Source organism: Ferviditalea candida (assembly GCF_035282765.1).
GTDB classification, from domain to species: domain Bacteria; phylum Bacillota; class Bacilli; order Paenibacillales; family KCTC-25726; genus Ferviditalea; species Ferviditalea candida.
Window position 1 is genome coordinate 47,707 of record NZ_JAYJLD010000007.1, and the last position, 20,677, is coordinate 68,383.

A 20,677-nucleotide genomic window follows, 5' to 3' on the forward strand; every position below is an offset into this window, starting at 1 on the left:
GAGGGTGAACGAAATGAGGTTTTTAATTGTCGGAGCGGGCGCGGTCGGAGGCTACTTCGGAGGGCGACTGAGCCTTAAGGGGGAGGATGTAACCTTTCTTGTCCGGCCGAATCGCTGCAAGCGGCTTAAGGAGCAGGGATTGCATATTCAAAGCAAGCATGGGGACATACATACGCCGGTCAAAGTCATATCCACTGAGGATCCAGCGGCAGAACCGTATGATGTGATCATCCTGGCCGTCAAAGCCTATCATTTTTCGCAGGCGGCGCAGGACATCAAGCGCTTTGTCGGGGATTCGACGGTCATCCTGCCGCTGTTGAACGGATACGGGCATTTTCTTAAGCTCCAGCAGGAATTCGGCAAAAACAGGGTCTTAGGCGGGCTGTGCTTTATTGAGACAACGCTGGATCACGATGGCACCATCATTCAAACAAGCGGGCTTCATGATGTCGTATTCGGAGAATGGGACGGCTCCGCTTCGGCTCGCACGGACGCCATCCTGGAGCATATGAGCCGGGCGGGCTTCAACGTGAAGCTAAGCGGCAGCATTCAAAGGGATGTTTGGCACAAATACATCTTTATTTCCAGCATGAGCGGGATTACCGCACTGATGAATGCGCCGATCGGTCCGATTTTGGCCAATGAGCATGGGCGAAGCGTTTATCGGAGATTGATCGCGGAAATTGTCAGGACGGCAAAGCTGCTTGATGCGCCCGTGAAGGAGGATGTGGCGGAAATCACGTTCAAGATCGCGGAATCGCTGGATTTCAACATGAAATCTTCGATGCAAAGGGATATCGAAAAGGGCTTGTCCATCGAGGCGGATCAGCTGCAGGGCGCCTTGATTTCGGCGATCGTTGAGAACGGCGGGGATTTGTCCGAATTTCCGGTGCTGCAAACGGTATACGGCCGGTTGAAAATTTATGAGCAAACGTCAGTATTGAGCCGTGCGTGAAGTTTCTATATAATGCTGTGTAGGCTAGATTAATTTAGAGAGGAATCAGGAAATGATCATTCAACCTAAAATCAGAGGGTTTATCTGCACGACGGCTCACCCGGCAGGCTGCGCCGAGCATGTGCGGGAACAAATCGAATACGTAAAAAGCCAAAAACCGGTTCAAGGACCGAAAAAAGCGCTTATTATCGGGGCGTCGACGGGCTATGGGCTGGCTTCCCGCATCACGGCCGCTTTCGGATCGGGCGCGTCGACGATCGGCGTGTTTTTTGAGCGTCCGGCATCGGGCGACCGCACGGCAAGCGCGGGTTGGTATAATACGGCCGCATTCACCAAAGCTGCCCGCGAAGCGGGACTGTATGCGGGAAATATAAACGGGGACGCTTTTTCCGATGAAATCAAGCAGGAAACCATTCAATTGATCAAAGAAAAGCTGGGCAAAGTGGATATGGTGGTATACAGCCTGGCCTCGCCGCGCAGAACCCATCCCAAAACCGGGGAAGCCTTCTCGTCGGTGATCAAGCCTACCGGAAAGCCTTTCACGAGCAAAACGGTCAACGCCAACAGCGGCGAGGTTTCGGAGGTCACCATCGCGTCCGCGACCGAGGAGGAAATCCGCCAAACGATCGCCGTCATGGGCGGTGAGGATTGGGAAATGTGGATGGACGCGCTGAAGCAGACCGGGGTGCTTGCCGAAGGAGCCGTTACCGTCGCATATTCGTACATAGGCCCTGAGGTGACTCATGCGATTTATCGCGAAGGGACAATCGGCAAAGCGAAGGACGATCTGGAGGCCACGGCCCACAGGCTGACGGAAAAGCTGGGGGATATCGGCGGAAGGGCCTACGTATCGGTGAATAAAGCGCTGGTTACGCAATCCAGCTCGGCCATTCCGGTAGTGCCTTTGTATATTTCCCTGCTGTACAAGGTAATGAAGGAAAAGGGGCTGCATGAAGGCTGCATCGAACAGATTTATCGTTTGTTTGCGGACCGCTTATACAATGGAGCCCTTACGGAAACGGATGAACAAGGACGGATCCGCATCGACGAGCTGGAGATGCGGCAGGAGGTACAGCAGGAGGTTGACTCGTTATGGAAGCAGGTCAATACAGCCAATTTAGCCGAGCTGTCCGATATCCAGGGTTATCGCGACGAGTTCCTCAAGCTGTTCGGTTTCGGTTTAGCCGGTGTGGACTATGATTCCGACATTGATCCGGATGTGCCCTTGAACTAATGCTTAAGGATAGAGGAAAATCATTCCGTTGTTTGATCGCATTTGCGGTGATCAGGCTTCACAAACCTGATTTAACGGAACGATTTTCCTTTATTGCATAAGACTTATCTCCAAAAACCCAAGCGATCGGAGATTTCCAAGCTGGCGCTGATGATCTTTTTGGCATAAGGGCGTATTTTGTATGGCTGGATGCGCTCTGCCGGACCGACGACGGTGATGGCTGCGACCACCTTGCCTGAATAATCGCGGACGGGAGCGGCTATGGAAACAACGCCTTCGAGCAATTCGTTTTTACTGTAGGCAAACCCCTGCTCTCTGATTGTTTTTAAATTTTCCCGAAATTCATCAGGATTTGTAGTTGTATATTTAGTCACGGATTTCAGTCCGTTCTCCAGCATTTTTTCAATGAATTCCTTGCTCTGATAGGCCAACAATACTTTTCCCGAGCTCGTGCAGTAAGCGGGGTTTCTTTTTCCGTAATGAGTCAGAATGCGAACGGGATGCTTGCATTCCACCTTGTGCAAATACAGTGTGTCCATCCCTTCCAGAACGCAAATATGCGCCGTTTCACCGAGTTCTTTGACCAATTCAAAAAGGATGTGCTGGGCTTCCCTGTGGATTTCCAAATTGCTGGTTGCCGCTCCGCTTAAGGCAAGCACGGACAGCCCCAATCGGAACCGGTTGGTCTCCGGGCTTTTGACAACAAAATCCTCATGGGCCAATGTGGCCAAAAGTCGGCTGACCGTGCTTTTGCTCAATCCGAGCGATACAGCCAAATCGCTCACGCGCAATTCCGGCTGCTCCATCGAAAAGCTTCGCAGAATCCGCAAAGCATTGGTCACTGAAGACAGTAAGTGATCCTGTTTTTCGTTTTTTTCCATTCGCTTTCTTTCCCCTTAGATAATTTCTGCATATCGGACGAAACAATGTTCCAACCCTAATCATAACGGATACTGAAACAATAGGAAATAACAATTGTAAAGTTATCTTGAATGTTGCGTATTTAGAAACAATCATCTTGCAGGCTTCAAAAAAGCGGTTCTATAATCGATTGCAACTCGAGCGTCGATTTTTTTGCGTAACGTTCAAAAATATTTTTGTTTGTTGCGCATATCGAAACACCATCGTTTTCTAATTTTTTCTAAAATATTATATTCAAATTATTCATTTGATTTAGCAGGAGGTGTACAAGTTGATGATATCTGATACTTGGCGTTTCTGCCGGGAAATCGAAAGATTTTTAGACCCATAGAGATGACAGCGCTTTCAATGGGGTGGGTCGGCCCAAAAAGTCTGATTATTAATAATAATTTGAAATCTGGAGGGTGTTGTCATGGATTCAAATCGTTCTTTTTTCAGGTATGAAAACGCTATCGTGTTGATGATGTTTTTCACGTTCGGATTTGTCTTTATGGAAAGATTGAGCATCGTTTTCCTGTTTCCGTTCATTTCCCAGGATCTGCATCTGAACAATGCGCAGATCGGAATGATCACGTCGGTGCTGGCGGTTACCTGGGCGATCTCCGGTTGGGTATTCGGATCGTTATCCGACTTATCCGGCTCACGCAAGAAAATTCTGCTGCCGATTACGCTCGCTTTCTCGGTGCTTTCCTTTTTGTCGGGGGTGGCGAAGAGCTTTGGCAGCATGCTTGTCGTCCGCGGCTTGATGGGACTGTCCGAGGGCCCGGTGCTGCCGATTGCGCAGGCCAGCGTCATCGCCGATTCCTCGGAGAAGCGCCGCGGCTTCAACATCGGGTTCGTGCAAAGCTCGCTCGGGCTGCTCGGGGCGACGATCACCCCGATTATCGTGACCGCCGTCGCCGTCAAATACTCTTGGCATTCCGCCTTTTACATGGTCGGTATTCCGGGGATCGTCATGTTCTTTGTTTTGTGGAAATACATGAGAGAGCCCAAGCTGACGCCTGAGCAGGATGCTGTGCACGGCAAGGTCAACCGCAAGGACTTTGCGGTCGTGTACCGCAACCGGAACGTGTGGTTGAGCTCGATCATCTCCGCATTGTTCATGACTTGGCTGTTTGTGTTCACGACTTTTGCTCCTGTTTACCTGATGACGGTCGATAAGTTCAAGGCCGAGGAAATGGGACTGATCATGGCGGCGATCGGCTTCGGCTCGTTCGTATGGGGCTTTGTGGGACCGGCAATATCCGATAAAGTGGGCAGAAAGCCGACGCTCATCGGATTTTGCCTGATCGCGGCGTTGTCGCCGATCGCTCTGGCTGTGGTTCATGCGTCGGTGCCTGTGATGATGCTGCTGGGCTTTTTGACCGCAGTCGGACAAGGTTGCTTCCCGCTGTTCATGGCGGTCATCCCCGGCGAGTCGCTGCCGTTCCGCTTCGTTGCCACTGCTGTCGCGATGACGCAGTTCATCGGCGAAATCGTCGGCGGCACGATCACGCCGACGCTGGCCGGTTTTGCCGCAGACGCGTGGGGCCTGCAAGCTCCGATGTGGATTGCTGCCGGAGGCGCCGTGCTGAGCGCGGTGGTCGCAACCGGGTTGAAGGAAACCGCTCCGGCGAGGGTCAAGACGGCCAATCTCGGAGGGAATGTACCGGCATAAGGCATCCTGAATCATAAAAAAAAGAACATCCCGTTCCACTTCATTTACAGTGGCCCGGGATGTTCTTTTTCTCAAAACAAATTCAACTTTTCGATTCTGGCGACCGCTTCCTCTAAGCGTTCTTCCGTTGTCAACAGTCCCAACCGCACGTATCCTTCGCCGAAGCGGCCGAAACCGACGCCCGGCGCGACGACCACTTTGGCTTTGTCCAACAGCAGATCGGCTAGCTCAGACGAAGTGTATCCTTTAGGGACGGGAAGCCATGTAAAGAAGGAGCCGGCCGATTTCTTCGCCTGCCAGCCGATTCGGCCGAGCGCGGCGAACAGCGTATCCCGCCGGCTTTCATAGGTGGCGGTCAGCTGCGAAACACAAGCCTGAGGCCCGTTCAAAGCTTCGGCGGCTGCATATTGAATTCCGCCGAACAGGCTACAGTAGTAGTGGTCCTGGATCAGATTGATCATTTCGATGATCTGCGCATTCCCGATGGCGAACCCGACGCGCCAGCCGGCCATATTGTAAGTTTTGGACAAGGTGTAGAATTCGACGCCGACTTCTTTGGCCCCCGGCAGCTGCAGGAAGCTGATGGGGCGCCTGCCGTCGAAACCGATCGCCCCGTAGGCGAAATCGCTGGCCACTACGATATTGTATTTGGCGGCAAAGCGGATGGTCTCTTCATAAAAATCCATCGGTGCGACTGCGCCCGTCGGATTGTTGGGATAATTGACAAACATCAGCTTCGCCAGATTCGCGTCCTCCGGGGAGATGGCCGAATAGTCCGGAAGGAATCCATTGGATTCGGTGAGCGGCATGAACACCATCCGTCCTTCCGCGAGGGCCACCCCGGACCAATAATCCGGGTAGCCCGGATCCGGGACGAGGCAAACATCACCGGGGTTAAGCAGGCATTGGCTGATTTCCACTAATCCCGCTTTTGCTCCGAAAAGAACCGCCACTTCCGTTTCCGGATCGAGGGCGACGCCATAATCTTCCTGATATCGCCTAGCGACAGCTTCCTTCAAAAATCCATAGCCGGTAAAGGGCGGGTAGCGGTGGAATTCCGGATTTTCCGCGGACTCCTGAAGCGCCTTGACGATATGGTCCGGAGTCGGAAGGTCGGGATTGCCCTGGCCGAGGTTGATGACGTCATGCCCTTGGGCGATCTCCTGCCGCGCCTTCTTGGTGAGAGTGGCGAAAAATTGCGTCGGAAGCCGCTTTAAGAGCATCGCCTGATCGATATGTAAAGAAGAGGGCTTGTTTGTTGTTTCACGGTTCAACTTGGTTCACTCCAATTTCAGCATGCTGGATAACAAAATCTAATGTATCACGAAATATTGGGGCTGTATAGTCATTCATGATATGATAACCTTGAGTCTTTCGATTTATGATCGAGGCGAAAGAGGATCAAGCTTCGGGGAGGATAAACGCGTATGAAAATAGCTGTGGCCGGCGGTACGGGCTTCATCGGCAGCCGCTTGATTCACGGGTTGACCGCCAACGGGCATGAAGTGATCGTGATTTCCAGAACCAAGAGAGAAGGCGTTTTCCATGAAAATGTCCGTTTCGTGAGCTGGGACGAACTCCGGGAAAATACGGATGTGCTGGAGGGAAGCGATGTCATAGTCAATTTGGCGGGAGAGACGATCAACCAGCTCTGGACGGAAAAGGCCAAGCAGCGGATCCTGCAATCCAGGATCGGCGCGGCTGAACGAATCGCCGCTGTCGTATCCCGTCTTGGGAAGAAGCCGTATACGGTGATCAACAGCTCGGGAATTTCGGCATACGGCACATCCGATTCAGAAAGCTATAGGGAGGAAAGCCGCACGGCTGCCGACGATTTTTTGTCCCGGGTGGCTGCAGATTGGGAACATGCTGCGGACTCCATTCCGGCCGCTCGCCTGGTCAAACTGCGTACCGGAGTCGTATTGGGTCACGGCGGCGCGCTTCCGCTCATGCTGCTGCCGTACAAATTGGGATTCGGGGGAAGGCTGGGAAGCGGCAGACAGTGGCTGTCCTGGATTCATATTGACGATATGGTTTCGATCATTCATTATTGTATGGAGAACGGATCGATATCGGGTCCGATCAATTGCACAAGTCCGCAGCCGGTGACGAACGATGAGTTTGGCCGGGCTGTTGGACGCGCGCTGAACCGACCGCACTGGCTTCCGATGCCGGCGCCTGTTTTTCGGCTCTTGCTCGGCGAGATGTCCGATTTGCTGCTGAAGGGCCAAAAGGTGCTGCCTGGTAAATTGCTGGAATCAGGCTTTCGGTTTCGTTATCCGACGCTGGACGATGCGCTGCGGAATTTGCTGCGCCGTTCATAATAATTGCCGGGGTGGAATATCCGATGAATAAACCGACACGATGGAATGTTTCTCTGCTGCAAATGGATGTAAAAATCGGGGAGCCTGAAGAAAATTTCGCCAATTTGGAACGGATGCTCGGGGAGGCGGTCCGATCCGAAGCGAAGCCGGATTTAATCCTGTTTCCGGAGATGTGGAACACGGGTTATGCTTTGGACCGCATCCACGATATCTCCGATCGCGATGGAGAGCGGACAAAGCGTTTTCTTTCGGCATTCAGCCGGGAGCATCAGGTGAATATCGTCGGCGGATCGATTGCCGACCTTAGACAAGGCAGCGTGCGCAATACGATTTACGTGTTTGACCGCAGCGGCAATGTCGTTGCCGATTATTCCAAAATCCATCTGTTCGGCTTGATGGATGAGGAGAAATATCTGGTTGCCGGCGATCGCGCCGGACGCCTGGAGATCGACGGCATTCCGGCCGGGATGATGATCTGCTACGATATCCGTTTTCCCGAGCTGTCCCGAACGCTTGCTTTGAACGGCGCCCAAATCCTGTTCGTGCCTGCGGAATGGCCGCATCCGCGGCTGCATCACTGGCGGACGCTGCTGACGGCCCGGGCGATTGAAAACCAGATGTATATCGTCGCTTGCAATCGGGTGGGCACCAGCGGGACGACCGAATTTTTCGGGCACTCAATGGTCATTGACCCTTGGGGGGAAATCCTTGCGGAAGGCGGCGAGCAGGAAGCCGTTCTGAATGCGGTCATCGATTTGTCCCTTGTAGATAAGGTTCGCGGCACGATACCCGTATTTTCGGACAGAAGGCCCGAGCTGTACCGTTGAGCTTCGGCTTTCGGCATTCAGCCGCCGACTCAGCCGGCCTCATTTGACGACATCCATTAACGTGGAGATGAACGCTTCCGCAGCCTTGGATAAATATCTTCCTTTCCTCGAGGCGATCACCAGCGTGCGGGTCGGCCGCGGATCGGCCAAGTCCAGATAAACCGGGGAAAAATCGCTGGATTTGCTCCGCGTGACCATATGCGGCACGAAAGCGATGCCCATACCCGCGGCAACCAAAGACTGCACGGTTTCGATATTGGCGGATTCAAACACGATCTTCGGAGAGAATCCGGCTTTGCCGCACAGATCCAGCGCGATCTGCCGAAAGCCCTGGCCCTTCTTCAGAACGATAAAGTGCTCGTCGTGCAAATCGCTGATTCGGACCCCGCGGCTTTGCTTCTCCTGATCCCCGGCATACGGATGGCCCGGCGGAACGGCCAGACGGATTTCCTCTTCAAGCAGCGTTCGATATACCAATGAAGGCTCCTCGAGCGGGAGCGTGAGCAGGCTGATGTCGGTCTGGCCATTGGCCGTGGAATGCTCCAGGTTGGCCGTCGTGTCCTCAAGCAGCACAACCTCAATATCGGGAAATCGGGTTTTGAAAATCGGAAGCACGAGCGGAAGAACATGCGAGCCGGTAATCGGCAGACTGCCGACAATCAGCTTTCCTTTGCGCATTTCGGCGATGTCTTCCATTTCCTGCTTCAGCTGTTCCGTCATGTCCAATATTTTACGCGCCTTCTCAAGGAAGACAGTTCCCGCGTATGTCAGCCCGACGCTGTTCGTATTGCGGAAAAACAGCAGGACGCCAAGTTCTTTTTCCAGCTTGGACAATTGCTGGCTGAGCGAGGGCTGGGCGATATGGAGCTTTTCGGCGGCTCTGGAGAAATTCATCTCCAAAGCGATTTGCACGGCATACTGCAGCTGTCTGAATTCCACGAAACGATCCTCCTCTTATAATAGTTACCTATTACAGTTATAGATATTATATCTTGGATCAATCAAGAAAGAAATGATAGGATATCAATATGATCATAGACGAGGTGAAATGGGTATGGCAAAAACATTGTTCGAAAAAATTTGGGATAACCACGTCATTCACCAGGAAGCAGGCAAACCGAGCATTATCTATATCGACCTGCATCTGGTGCATGAGGTAACCTCCCCTCAGGCGTTCGAGGGACTGCGCTTGGCCGGCAGGAAGGTTCGCCGTCCGGATTTGACGTATGCCACAATGGATCACAACATTCCCACCAAGGACAGATACAACATCAGCGACCCGATATCCAAGCAGCAGGTGGATACGCTGACCCGCAATTGCCAGGAATTCGGCATCAAGCTGTATGACCTGGATAATCTCGATCAGGGCGTCGTTCACGTCATGGGTCCGGAGCTCGGATTGACGCATCCCGGCAAAACGATCGTCTGCGGCGACAGCCATACTTCCACGCACGGCGCTTTCGGAGCGCTGGCATTCGGAATCGGAACGAGCGAGGTTGAGCATGTTCTGGCGACCCAGTGCCTGCAGCAGGCCAAACCGAAAACGATGGAAGTCCACGTCAAGGGCAGCTTGAAACCGGGCATAACGGCCAAGGACCTGATTCTCGGCATCATCGCCAAATACGGAACCGATTTTGCGACGGGCTATGTCGTCGAATATACCGGTGAAGCCATTCGCAATTTGACGATGGAGCAGCGGATGACCGTCTGCAACATGTCGATTGAAGCGGGCGCCCGCGCCGGCATGATCGCCCCGGATGAAACCACATTCAATTATTTGCGCGGACGCGAATTCGTGCCCCAAGGCGAGGCATTCGATAAAATCGTAGAAGAGTGGAAGAAGCTTGCGACCGATTCCGGCGCGGTTTATGATGCTCGTGTCGAATTCGATGCCGATTCGTTGATTCCGCAGGTGACTTGGGGAACTAGTCCGGGCATGGGCACCGATATTTCGGCCAAGGTTCCGGCACCGGAGGATTTTGCGACGGAGAATGAACGCAAAGCGGCGGAAAAAGCGCTCGAATACATGGGACTTGTCCCGGGAACTCCGATGGAGGAAGTGAAGATCGACCGCGTATTCATCGGCTCCTGCACCAACGGCCGGATCGAGGATCTGCGCGCCGCGGCCAAGATCGTTCAAGGTTATCAGGTGGCTTCGCACGTGCAAGCGATGGTCGTGCCGGGGTCAGGCCGCGTGAAATTGCAGGCCGAGAAAGAAGGACTGGATAAAATCTTCATCGAGGCCGGCTTTGAGTGGCGCGATGCCGGATGCAGCATGTGTCTGGCGATGAATCCGGATATGCTGGAGCCGGGCGAGCGCTGCGCTTCGACATCGAACCGCAATTTCGAAGGCCGCCAGGGACGCGGAGGAAGAACGCATCTCGTTTCGCCGGAGATGGCTGCCGCAGCCGCAATCAAGGGACATTTCACAGACGTCAGGGATTGGAAATTCAACAACGATCCCGTCACCGTTTAATACAGAGAGGAGATTCGATCGATGGAAGCTTTTAAAAAGCACACGGGCATCGTCGCGCCGGTGGATCGCGTCAACGTGGATACCGACGCCATCATTCCGAAGCAATTTTTGAAACGCATTGAACGCACCGGTTTCGGCCAATTTTTATTCTTCGAATGGAGACTTCTGGAGAACGGAGAACCGAATCCGGGCTTTGAAATGAACAAGCCGCGTTATCAAGGCGCCTCCGTCTTGATTTCCAGAGCCAATTTCGGCTGCGGCTCTTCCAGGGAGCATGCGCCGTGGGCGATTATGGATTACGGCTTCAAGGTCGTCATCGCTCCGTCGTTTGCCGATATCTTTTACAACAACTGCTTCAAAAACGGCATTCTTCCGATTAAATTATCCGAGGAGCAGGTTGAAGAATTGTTCCAGCGCACGGCCGGCCATGAAGGCTATCAGTTGACAGTGGATTTGGAAAATAAGCGGATTACCGATGCTTACGGCTTGGACATCCCGTTCGATCTCGATGAACACCGCCGCCAATTTCTGCTGCTCGGACTGGACGATATCGGCCTGACGCTGCAGCATGAGGACAAAATCGCCGCTTATGAAAAGGCGCATGCGTAGAAAACTAAATGCTTGACACGCCAATAGAATACTAGCAAAAAGAGGTTGGGCGGGAATGATTTCCCGCTCAACCTCTTTTATATTGATAAATTTGATAAATTGATGCTCAAATCCAAACGGAGTTTTCTTGCTTTTATTTTTTGCTGCTTTATGGAGAAATCTGCACTTTTTCGCAACTTTCTCTATTGGTTCACGTCTAAAATAATAGAATACTAGCGGTCGAATGCGGCAGATTGCTGTCATTTTTCCGGCGGCTTTGATAGAATGGTAGTATCCTTCCATTTAATCGGTGATAGATTTATAGATTCGGTAATCCTGCATCTGAGAGGTGAATTCATGAAGCGCTTTGCCTTTTCCCTATTATCCATATTGCTCATGATATCCCTGCTGCCGGTCATGGTCAATGCCGAGAAATCGATTGAGATCTTCGTCAACGGTGAAAAAATCGAATCACAGCATTCTCCTCTTATTGCAGATCAGACCGTGCTGATGCCGCTTGACGCAATCCGTACCGGCTTCGGGGCGCAGGCGGATTGGTCGCAGACCTCGGGAAGCATTGCGATACGCCGCAGCCAGGTGTCGATGGAAATGTCCGTCGGCCGCAAGGAAGCTTCCGTCAGCGGGCAAAGCTTCGAGATGGACGAAGCTCCCCGCGCGGTAAACGGGACGGTTTACGTTCCGGCCCGGTTCACAGGAGGCAAACTGGGAGCGAAGGTCACCTGGGATGCACTCAACCGATCCCTATACATATTCGTGAACGACAGGAAAGTGCAAATCGAATCTGTCAATGAATCCCCTGCTTCCCAAGCCGGCAAAGAATCGGCCGCATCGGACGGGGGAGACGCCGGTTCCGGTTCCGGGAATAAAGACGGGCAGGCCATTTTGTCGGGCAATCGGAAGGAAACGCCGTCTTCCTTTAGCATTACCCAGATCAGCAGACCGGAAAAACCGTTTGTCGTGCAATCGATCCAATCGGTTGGCGACCAAATCGTCTTGCAGGCGGATGCGCCATTGTCCTCCAACGTATTCGGCCTCTCGGATCCGAACCGGATTGTAATGGACCTGCCCTACGGCCGCTTCGCAGAACAGCTGAACGGGCAGAAGGCCGGAACGAGCGGGGAAATACCGACGAACCATCCGCTGATTTCAAAAATCCGCTATGCCGTGTTTTCGGTAATTCCGTCCACGATCCGCATCGTGATCGATTTGAAGCAGCCGGCCGAATATAAGGTAGTGGCTGACGATACGCGCCACAGGCTGATTCTGTCGCTCCGCACGCACATGTACAAGGTGGTCGTCGATGCCGGGCACGGCGGCAGGGATCCGGGCTCGACCGGAGTCGGGGGAACGGATGAGAAGCAGTTTACACTCTCGCTGGCTCAGAAGGTGAATCAATATTTGGAAGCGGAACCGTTGTTGGAGCCGTTCATGACGAGAACCGACGATTCAACGGTTTCGCTGGATGATCGAGTCGATTTCGCGAACCGGATGCAGGCGGATCTGTTCGTCTCTGTGCACGCCAATATTTATGAAACAAACAGTGCGATTCGCGGCGGCGAGACGTATTATTCCCGCAGCGACAGCCTGCCGCTTGCCCAAATTTTGCACCGCAGCGTACTGGCGGCCACGGGCTTTCCGGACCGCGGCGTCCGTCAAGAGGATTACCGGGTGATCAAGAACACGACCATGCCTGCTGCGCTTTTGGAGGTCGGGTATTTTTCCAACCCTTCCGATGAAGCGCAGATGCTCAAAGCGGATGTTCAGGACCGGATCGCCCGGAGCATTGTCGAGGGAATCAAAGAGTATCTGCATCTGAAATGATCTTGTGATCTTTGTGTATCAAGAGAACTGAACTGGTTCATTCAAGCCGACGGAAACGCGATGAGAGGAGAAATGGGAATTGAAGACAAAGATGCTCCAGGCTCTGCAAAAAACGGTTATATTGATGATGGTCATGCTGCTGGCGTTTTCCGGCGCGGCGATGGCCGAGGATGCGGGCGCGCAAACGAATTCTTCGACTACGGCGGCTAGCCGCGCCAAATTCTCGGACATCCCCGCCGGATATTGGGCGGAGAAATATGTGAAAAAATTGGCGCTGCTCGGCGTGGTCAGCGGCAGTAACGGGATGTTCAAGCCGAAGGACAACATTTCCCGCGAGGAAGCCGCCATCATGGCTGTCGGACTGATGGGCTTGAAGGCGGAAGCAGAAGGCAAGACAGATGCCGTGCTTAAACTGATAGTTTCCAGCTGGGCAAAAAAATACGTCATCACCGCCATCGACCACAAAATTTTGAATTTGCAGGAAGAGCTCGCCGGCAGCGACCTGCTTTCGCCGTGGGGCAAAGCAAAGGCGACCCGGGAATGGGTGGCGAAGCTGGCTGTGAGGGCGATCGGCAAGGAAACGGATGCAGCAAGCCTGCAGGGCCAGCATACGGACTTCACCGACGATGCGGCGATTTCCGATAATGCCAGGGGCTACATCAATGAAGCGGTGAAGCTGGACATTATCAAGGGGAAACCGGACGGCAGCTTTGACCCCAAAGGCAATATCACCCGCGCTGAAATGGCGGTCATGTTCGGCAATGCCGAACGGTACTTGGGCCGGCGCTCAGCACAAATCGTCAGCGGAACCGTGGCGGAAATCGGCTCGCAAACAATCAAAATCCAGCAAACCGACGGAACGGCCGCCACGCTTAATCTGACCGCCGATACGGCTTACTACAAGCAAGACAGCAATCTGCGGATTTTTTCCTCCGACGTCAAGCAATACTACCAGGTTACAGTCGTTCAGGAAAACGGCAATGCCGATTATGTAGAGGTGACCAACGATCAGATCCAATATGAAACGATCAAAGGCACTTTGGTCAGCGTTTCCTTGAGCGACCGGAATTTGATCATGCAGGTCAACGGCGAAACGAAAGTCTTCCAAATCGTGCCGAATGTCGCCGTTAAAGATCAGGAGGGAAATGGCATGAGTCTTTCCGCATTGCAGGAAAACAGCCAAATTTCCGTTATGAAGAGCGCGCTTGATGCCAACGGCAGTGTTGTGCAAATTGCGGTGGAAAAAGTGCCTGTGGTCGCTCAGGTCCAGGGCAAGGTGGTATCCTTTGATACGGCGGCCCGTACGGTAACGGTCAAGGACGATGCCGGCGGAACCTCCGCTGCATACGTCATTCCCGATAATGTGCCGCTGAAATTCGGCGATCAAACCTTGTCAGACTTATCCGGACTCCATATCGGCGATCAGGTTGTCCTGCATTTGACCGACGGGGCGGTCGACCAGTTCGAGCTGGTGTCCTCCGATTTCATCAAATTGGAAGGCGCCGTCGATATTATCGATCCCAGCGGACAAAGCGTATATATCATCAATCAGGATCATACACGGTCCGGCTACGGCGTTGCCAAAAATGCGCAAGTCTTCATTCAAGGACTTGCCGACGCCACGCTGACCGATTTGCAGAAAGGCGATTCCGTTACGCTGGAGGTCAACAAGAGCACCAATGAGGTGCTGAACATCACCGTTCAGAACCGTCAGGTCGATACCGGACTGAGCTATACCGTCATAGAGTACGGCTCGGCCAGCAAGCAGGTCGTCCTGAAGGATAGAGACAACAATTTCGTGGTTTTTGACATGAATGACAAAACGAAGATTGAGATGTACGGAAGCGAAGTCAGTCTCGATGCTTTCAGCACAACCTTCAAGAACAAAAAGGTCGATATTACGTATACCGGTAAACGCCTTATCGCCATCAGGATGAGCAATTCCTATACCGGCACAATTTCCAAGCTGGATGCGAGCGCCAAAACGGTCACCATTGAAACGGATAATTACGGCAGCTTGACCTTTGGGTACATGGTTTCCTCGGGTGTACAGATTTTCGGAAATTCGAATGCTTCATTGGCGGATCTTCAGCTTGGGGATCTTGTCAAGGTACTGCTCGACGGAAATCAGGAAAAAGTGCTCTTGTTCGAACGCTCGGACAAGAAGATTTTCAAGGTTACCGGGACTTCCGCATACAATCTCTCCGTACAGAACGAATCGGGCATCCAATACGAGCTCTACGCGGGGGCAAACGTGAATGTGACAAATGCGGATGATTTTCCGATGAACCTTTCCAATATCAAAATCGGTGATTATATCGCGGCTTCCTTTGAAGGGCAAACTCTGACAAAGGTGCAGCCCGCGAAAGTGACCCGGGGAATCGTGAAAAATGTTGGCACGAACGGGACACTGACTATGTTCGAATACGGAGGCTCCGACAAGACGCTCGTGCTGCGGGGCGGGATCAAGGTTGTTATGGAGGCTTCCGTATCGACGAGCTTGACTTCTTTGCAAGTCAATAACCGTGCGGAGGTCATCACGTCTCCGAATGCGGTAACGTTGATCAAGATCATTCCGGGCATTCAGAAGAGCTTTTTCAAATACGACGCCCAAAACAATGTCATCATGTTCAAAAAAGCGACGTTATCCGAGCAATACCAGTTTAATTTGACTGCCAATGCATACATTCATCAAGGAGATCAAACGTTGAATCCGTCATCGCTTGTCAATAACGATTCCCTGATGATCTATATGATTGACGGAAAAATCGCGGAGGTTGACAAAGTCAATCCGTAACGCCGAAATGGCTCGACTGGACGGCTGCCTGCGGGAGCGAGGCAAGATGCGCTTCCGCAGGCGGTTTTTTGCCACATCTCTCCGATAGGAGTTTTGCTCATTGCAAGCAGACAGCCGATCGTGCTACACTCTAGATTGAGTCCTTGAAAGTGGGTGTTTGGCAGGCATGAATCGGAAGCAAGTTCGTCATATTCTCGACACGATCGGGGATATGTTTCCCGAAGCCCGCTGCGAATTAACGCATTCCAATCCGTTTGAACTGACGATAGCCGTTCTGTTGTCTGCGCAGTGTACCGATGAAACGGTAAACAAGGTGACAGCCTCGTTATTTCAAAAATACCGGTCGCCTGAAGATTATATTGAGGTGCCGTTGTCCGAGCTTGAGCAGGATATCCGGCGCATCGGCCTATACCGGAACAAAGCGAAAAATATCCAAAGCTTGTGCCGAATTTTGCTCGAGCAATATGGCGGAGAAGTTCCGGCTGAGCATGCGAAGCTTGTGGAGCTGCCCGGCGTGGGCAGAAAGACGGCCAATGTTGTCGTTTCCAATGCCTTTGATGTCCCTGCGATCGCCGTCGATACGCATGTGGAACGGGTCTCCAAGCGTCTCGGTATGGCTGCCCGGAAAGACTCCGTGCTGGAAGTGGAGAAAAAATTGATGAAGCTGGTTCCCGAGGATGAATGGACCTTGACGCATCATCGCCTGATTTTTTTCGGGAGATACCACTGCAAAGCCCAAAATCCGAGGTGTGAAGCCTGCCCGCTGCTTGAGGTATGCCGAGAGGGAAAGAAGAGAATGAAACCTGTCAAAAACAGGGATGATAAAGGAAAAAGCAGCAAGACCACTACATCATGAAAAGGATGGGATTGGAATGAAGTGCATTTCGGTCTATACGAAAAACTTTGAGGTGTTCTCGGACCTCTACGAAAAAATCATCGACATGGAGCTTGCGGAGAACGAGGAGAAGGAAATCGAAGGTGTAACGATCAGTGAATCGGGCGAAGTTCCCGACAACTACATAGCAAGAATGAAGCAGAAGCCCGGAGTCGTCGTAATGAAGGTGAGGGACCGGGATATCACGATTTTACAGCACGGTGAAGTGTTTGAAATATTTATACCTGAAAAAGAATTTGTGGTACACTAGAAACCGGGCACGCCGCGGTTTCTTTTTTTGTGCCGAAAGACAAAGATGGGGAGACAGGAAATGACGATTTCTGCAGAATATCGGAGCAGGGAACTGGTTGTGGAAGCGCTTGAAAGCTTGCGGCGGGAAATGGTCTTGCATGACGACCGGAAGCATTCGGAAAAAATTGCACAGCTGATTGGGAAGTTGGAATCACGGCAGGTGACGGTAGCCTTGTGCGGGCATTTTTCCGCTGGCAAATCCAGCTTGATCAACCGGCTGTGCGGTGCCCGGTTGCTGCCTTCCAGTCCGATTCCGACCAGTGCGAATGTTGTGGCGATCCGTTACGGGATTGATCCGCAAGCGACGATCCATAGGAATGATGCAGCAGCAGGAGGTTCATCCGAGGGATACGCCGGAACAGTATCGACCGTTGCGATTGAGGAATTGGAGCGCTATTGCGTGGACGGCAGTGAGGTGGAATCGGTGGAAATCCGTTATCCCGCGCCGCTTTTGGAGAACGATCTGAGCCTGTTGGATACGCCCGGCATCGACTCGACCGACGAAGCGCATTATTTGGCGACGCAGTCGGCGCTTCATCTGGCCGATGTCGTTCTGTATGTAATGGATTACAACCATGTCCAATCTGAAGTCAATTTCGCTTTTACGAAGCTCCTGCAGGATTGGGGAAAGCCGTTGTATTTGATCGTCAATCAAATTGACAAACATAAAGAACGGGAGCTTCCGTTCAGCGCATATAAACAGGGAGTCGAGCAGGCCTTTCGCGATTGGCAAATCAATCCCGTCGGTATCCTGTATCTGTCGTTGAAGCAGCAGAACCATCCGGAGAATGAATGGAGCAAATTGCTGTGGCTTTTGGAGCAATTGAAACTGGAGAAGGAGCAATTCCGCCAGATCAGCATCATGCAATCGGCGATCCATCTCGCAGGGGAATATCTGCGGACGTTGGAGGCTGCCAACGATCCTGAAAAAACGGCACTACGGGACATTGCCGCCGGGAAAGACCGGACATCCGACATGGAGACGCTCAAGGCTTTGAGAGAGAGTGCGGCGGCACTCGAGCATGAAGCGGAACAATTACTTTCCAAAGGCAAAAAAGACATCGAAGGCATTATCCAAAATGCAAATATCACGCCGGCCAAAACGCGGGATCTGATTCACGCCTATCTGGAAAGCCGCCGTCCCGACTTTAAAGTCGGATTCTTGTTCGGCAAATCGAAAACCGCGGCTGAAATCGACAGAAGGTCGGAGGTCTGTTATCTGGATATCCGGGAGCAGGTGAACGTGCATCTGGAATTTCATCTCCGGGATTCGCTCAAAAAGCTTGCGGAGGCTTATGGGATTACGGGTGAACATTGCCTGGCAAAGATCGATGCCCTGAGCAGCGGGGTATCCCGGGATTGGCTGGAAAAGCAGGTTCACACCGGCGCCGTTTTTACCAATGAGTATACGATGACTTATTCCGCAACCATTGCCTCGGAGATCAAATCGGCCAGCCGCAAAGCGGCATTCGCCATACTGGAGGATCTCTCGCGCGAAGTTGAGCGGTTGTCGAAACAAAAAGCGGAAGTGCTGGAAAAAGAAATCAAGGAAATGGAAGGCCGGCTGGAAGCGGAGCTTCGTCTGGAAGCGATCGAACGCGAAGAGAAGGCTTACGAAGCCTCGGTATTGGCTATTCTCGATATACTGAAATCCGGGGCGCAATCGCTTCAGCTTCCGGAATTGGAGAAAGCCCCGATGAGAGAGGAACAAGCCGGAAATCCGAAATGGGAGGATGGGCATTCGGATTCCGATTTTCGGGATAACGGGGGAAAACGTGCGGCCACAGGGGAACGGGGGAATCTATCCGGGATGGAGCCGTCGTATGCAAAGACAGACCCGGACCGAACCGGATCACCTTCCCCGTCAGGGCTGACCGATCAATTCAGCGCCAATCTCAGGTCGGGGTTGTCCCGTTTGGCCGAACGGCTGCATCGCGCTGCCGACGGGATCGGCGATCTGCCGTTTATGGCATCCGCAGCGGGAGTGCTGCGGGATAAAGCCCGCCGAATTGAGAGCAACGCTTTTACAGTAGCGCTTTTCGGAGCCTTCAGCGCAGGCAAATCCTCGTTCGCGAATGCGCTGATGGGCGCGCACGCGCTGCCGGTTTCGCCGAATCCGACTACCGCGGCGATCAACAAGCTGGTACCGCCTGCAGACGATTGGCCTCACGGTACGGCCAAAATCAAAATCAAATCGAAGGAACTGATGCTGGAGGATATTTTTCATTCGCTGGGGGCCATCGGAATGGAACCGGACAGCGCAATCGGCGAACCGGAGCTGCTCAGGCTGATCGGGTCGCTGGAGCCGGAGCGCGTTCCTGCCAAGGGCAGGCCCCATTACGCATTCCTGAAAGCGGTGGAACGCGGTTGGAAGGATACGGAAGGCCGTTGGGGCGAAGCCTTTCGGGCGGATCTTGACCTGTTCCGGAAGTATGCGGCGGAAGAGGCCAAGTCGTGTTTTGTGGAATGGATTGAGCTTCATTATTCCTGCCCGCTGACGGAGCAGGGCATCATTCTTGTCGATACGCCGGGCGCCGATTCGATTAATGCGAGGCATACCGGAGTCGCCTTCAACTACATCAAAAACGCCGATGCGATCTTGTTCGTGACTTATTACAATCATGCTTTTTCTCAGGCGGACCGGGAATTCCTGCTGCAATTGGGCAGAGTCAAAGACAGCTTTCAAATGGACAAAATGTTTTTCATTGTCAACGCCTCAGATCTCGCCTCCTCCCCGGAAGAGCTCGAATCGGTCGTTCGGCATGTCGAATCCAACCTTTTGCAGTACGGAATCCGCAATCCGAAAATCTATCCGTTGTCCAGCATGCTTTCATTGGAAGGGAAAACCGGCGGGAACAAAAAGCTTGTTCAGGATTCGGGGATTTTGCAGTTCGAGACGGATTTTATCCGCTTTGCTTTTGAAGACCTTGCCGGCTTGGCTGCTGTCTCGGCGAACAATGAGCTGGATCGGACGATCCGGCTGATGGAATCCTGGCTGGAGCGATCGCAAAAGTCGGCGGCGGACAAGAAACGGGAAGCGGAAGGCTTGAAGGAGGCTTATGCGGGCATCGCGGCCAGATTAGGCAGGCCGGAGGCGGAGCGGGAGGAACAGAAGCTGGCGCAGGAGATGGAGGAACTGCTTTATTATGTGAAGCAGCGAATTTTCTTCCGCTTCGGCGAGTTTTATAATTTGGCTTTCAACCCCGCCTCATTGAATGACGACAGCGACAAAAAGACTCGGCTCCGCGCGGCTTGGCACGAGTTGATCCAGTTGGTGTCCTACGATTTGTCGCAGGAAATTCTGGCGACCACCTTGCGCATAGAACAATTTTTAAACGGGATGACCGAGCGTTGGTACGACAGCGTCAGCCGGGAAATTTCCCGAGCGATTTCAGGGTACCCCGCAAGAATTTATGAGGCGGCCGCTTTCGAAACCCCGCAAGTCGGGGACCGCTTGGATGGAGCGGAAATGGACGAGAAGCACATTTTGGGCATCTACAAAAATGCGAAATCCTTTTTTGAAGGGACCGGCAAGCAAAAGCTCAAAGAGGCGCTGGAAGGCCAGGTACTTGAGCAGGTCAATCGGTTTGTCGAACAGCAGACCGCCGTACTGCGTTCCGCTTACCTGAATCAATACCGGGAGCACATCAGCCGTTTGACCCGGCAAATCGGAAGCTCCGTCAAAGATCATGTGGAAGGATTGCTGAGCGCACTGGAAACGAATTCGGATGTATCCGGAATGCAGCGGAAGCTTGACAACCTGAAACGTTTGGCTGATGAAGAATGATTTTCGCAACCAGAATTTATAAGTTCCTAACTTAAAAACCTACCTTTACATGCGGTCGCTCAACATTGAATTGGCCTCGATAG

General features: G+C 52.7%; 15 protein-coding genes. 12 read left to right on the forward strand and 3 right to left on the reverse strand.

The genetic code is table 11. The features are described from left to right. Positions 1-13 precede the first annotated feature (13 nt). Positions 14-955, forward strand: coding sequence for a ketopantoate reductase family protein (locus tag VF724_RS06615; protein ID WP_371753442.1), 942 nt, complete (start codon positions 14-16; stop codon positions 953-955). 52 nt (positions 956-1,007) lie between these two features. Next, a complete protein-coding gene (fabV, locus tag VF724_RS06620; RefSeq protein WP_371753443.1) occupies positions 1,008-2,189 on the forward strand; it encodes an enoyl-ACP reductase FabV in 1,182 nt (393 codons plus the stop codon). Positions 2,190-2,293: 104 nt separating this feature from the next. Here fabV and VF724_RS06625 read toward each other — a convergent pair whose 3' ends face one another. After that, complete coding sequence (locus VF724_RS06625) at positions 2,294-3,070, reverse strand: IclR family transcriptional regulator (protein ID WP_371753444.1); 777 nt, start codon at positions 3,068-3,070, stop codon at positions 2,294-2,296. 452 nt (positions 3,071-3,522) lie between these two features. Between VF724_RS06625 and VF724_RS06630 the strand changes: the two genes are divergently transcribed. After that, positions 3,523-4,767, forward strand: a complete 1,245-nt coding sequence (locus VF724_RS06630; RefSeq protein WP_371753445.1) for an MFS transporter — start codon at positions 3,523-3,525, stop codon at positions 4,765-4,767. 71 nt (positions 4,768-4,838) lie between these two features. Here VF724_RS06630 and VF724_RS06635 read toward each other — a convergent pair whose 3' ends face one another. After that, complete coding sequence (locus tag VF724_RS06635) at positions 4,839-5,990, reverse strand: pyridoxal phosphate-dependent aminotransferase (RefSeq protein WP_371753534.1); 1,152 nt, start codon at positions 5,988-5,990, stop codon at positions 4,839-4,841. Positions 5,991-6,194: 204 nt separating this feature from the next. On the opposite strand from VF724_RS06635, the gene VF724_RS06640 reads away from it, so the two are divergent. Beyond that, entirely contained in the window at positions 6,195-7,091 is an 897-nt protein-coding gene (locus VF724_RS06640) for a TIGR01777 family oxidoreductase (protein ID WP_371753446.1), read from the forward strand. Between the two features lie 23 nt (positions 7,092-7,114). Continuing rightward, the gene (locus VF724_RS06645; RefSeq protein WP_371753447.1) at positions 7,115-7,918 is read left to right on the forward strand and encodes a carbon-nitrogen family hydrolase; all 804 of its coding nucleotides are present in this window, start codon (positions 7,115-7,117) and stop codon (positions 7,916-7,918) included. 39 nt (positions 7,919-7,957) lie between these two features. Here the strand turns inward: VF724_RS06645 and VF724_RS06650 are convergent, their stop codons facing one another. Next, the gene (locus VF724_RS06650) at positions 7,958-8,857 is read right to left on the reverse strand and encodes a LysR family transcriptional regulator (RefSeq protein ID WP_371753448.1); all 900 of its coding nucleotides are present in this window, start codon (positions 8,855-8,857) and stop codon (positions 7,958-7,960) included. 115 nt (positions 8,858-8,972) lie between these two features. Between VF724_RS06650 and leuC the strand changes: the two genes are divergently transcribed. The 7 genes from leuC to VF724_RS06685 all read left to right on the forward strand — a co-directional run bounded on the left by leuC (position 8,973) and on the right by VF724_RS06685 (position 20,594). Next, entirely contained in the window at positions 8,973-10,394 is a 1,422-nt protein-coding gene (gene leuC / locus VF724_RS06655; protein WP_371753449.1) for a 3-isopropylmalate dehydratase large subunit, read from the forward strand. A gap of 21 nt (positions 10,395-10,415) precedes the next feature. Next, positions 10,416-11,003, forward strand: a complete 588-nt coding sequence (gene leuD / locus VF724_RS06660) for a 3-isopropylmalate dehydratase small subunit (RefSeq protein WP_371753450.1) — start codon at positions 10,416-10,418, stop codon at positions 11,001-11,003. A 336-nt stretch (positions 11,004-11,339) separates the two neighbouring features. Further along, the gene (locus VF724_RS06665) at positions 11,340-12,824 is read left to right on the forward strand and encodes an N-acetylmuramoyl-L-alanine amidase family protein (protein WP_371753451.1); all 1,485 of its coding nucleotides are present in this window, start codon (positions 11,340-11,342) and stop codon (positions 12,822-12,824) included. A gap of 79 nt (positions 12,825-12,903) precedes the next feature. Next, entirely contained in the window at positions 12,904-15,621 is a 2,718-nt protein-coding gene (locus tag VF724_RS06670; RefSeq protein ID WP_371753452.1) for an S-layer homology domain-containing protein, read from the forward strand. A 166-nt stretch (positions 15,622-15,787) separates the two neighbouring features. Further along, positions 15,788-16,477 carry an endonuclease III gene (gene nth / locus VF724_RS06675; protein WP_371753453.1) on the forward strand — a complete coding sequence of 230 codons (690 nt, stop codon included), beginning with the start codon at positions 15,788-15,790 and terminating at the stop codon, positions 16,475-16,477. 16 nt (positions 16,478-16,493) lie between these two features. Continuing rightward, positions 16,494-16,766 (forward strand): NAD/NADP transhydrogenase alpha subunit, encoded by a 273-nt coding sequence (locus VF724_RS06680; protein ID WP_371753454.1) that lies wholly within the window; start codon positions 16,494-16,496, stop codon positions 16,764-16,766. Between the two features lie 60 nt (positions 16,767-16,826). After that, a complete protein-coding gene (locus tag VF724_RS06685; protein ID WP_371753455.1) occupies positions 16,827-20,594 on the forward strand; it encodes a dynamin family protein in 3,768 nt (1,255 codons plus the stop codon). The last annotated feature ends 83 nt before the right edge of the window (positions 20,595-20,677 follow it).

Bases quoted from the DNA above. Each gene is read 5' to 3' on its own strand.
- VF724_RS06615 (WP_371753442.1), top strand. From the start codon at position 14: ATGAGGTTTTTAATTGTCGGAGCGGGCGCGGTCGGAGGCTACTTCGGA.
- fabV (WP_371753443.1), top strand. From the start codon at position 1,008: ATGATCATTCAACCTAAAATCAGAGGGTTTATCTGCACGACGGCTCAC.
- VF724_RS06625 (WP_371753444.1), bottom strand. From the start codon at position 3,070: ATGGAAAAAAACGAAAAACAGGATCACTTACTGTCTTCAGTGACCAAT.
- VF724_RS06630 (WP_371753445.1), top strand. From the start codon at position 3,523: ATGGATTCAAATCGTTCTTTTTTCAGGTATGAAAACGCTATCGTGTTG.
- VF724_RS06635 (WP_371753534.1), bottom strand. From the start codon at position 5,990: ATGCTCTTAAAGCGGCTTCCGACGCAATTTTTCGCCACTCTCACCAAG.
- VF724_RS06640 (WP_371753446.1), top strand. From the start codon at position 6,195: ATGAAAATAGCTGTGGCCGGCGGTACGGGCTTCATCGGCAGCCGCTTG.
- VF724_RS06645 (WP_371753447.1), top strand. From the start codon at position 7,115: ATGAATAAACCGACACGATGGAATGTTTCTCTGCTGCAAATGGATGTA.
- leuC (WP_371753449.1), top strand. From the start codon at position 8,973: ATGGCAAAAACATTGTTCGAAAAAATTTGGGATAACCACGTCATTCAC.
- leuD (WP_371753450.1), top strand. From the start codon at position 10,416: ATGGAAGCTTTTAAAAAGCACACGGGCATCGTCGCGCCGGTGGATCGC.
- VF724_RS06665 (WP_371753451.1), top strand. From the start codon at position 11,340: ATGAAGCGCTTTGCCTTTTCCCTATTATCCATATTGCTCATGATATCC.
- nth (WP_371753453.1), top strand. From the start codon at position 15,788: ATGAATCGGAAGCAAGTTCGTCATATTCTCGACACGATCGGGGATATG.
- VF724_RS06680 (WP_371753454.1), top strand. From the start codon at position 16,494: ATGAAGTGCATTTCGGTCTATACGAAAAACTTTGAGGTGTTCTCGGAC.
- VF724_RS06685 (WP_371753455.1), top strand. From the start codon at position 16,827: ATGACGATTTCTGCAGAATATCGGAGCAGGGAACTGGTTGTGGAAGCG.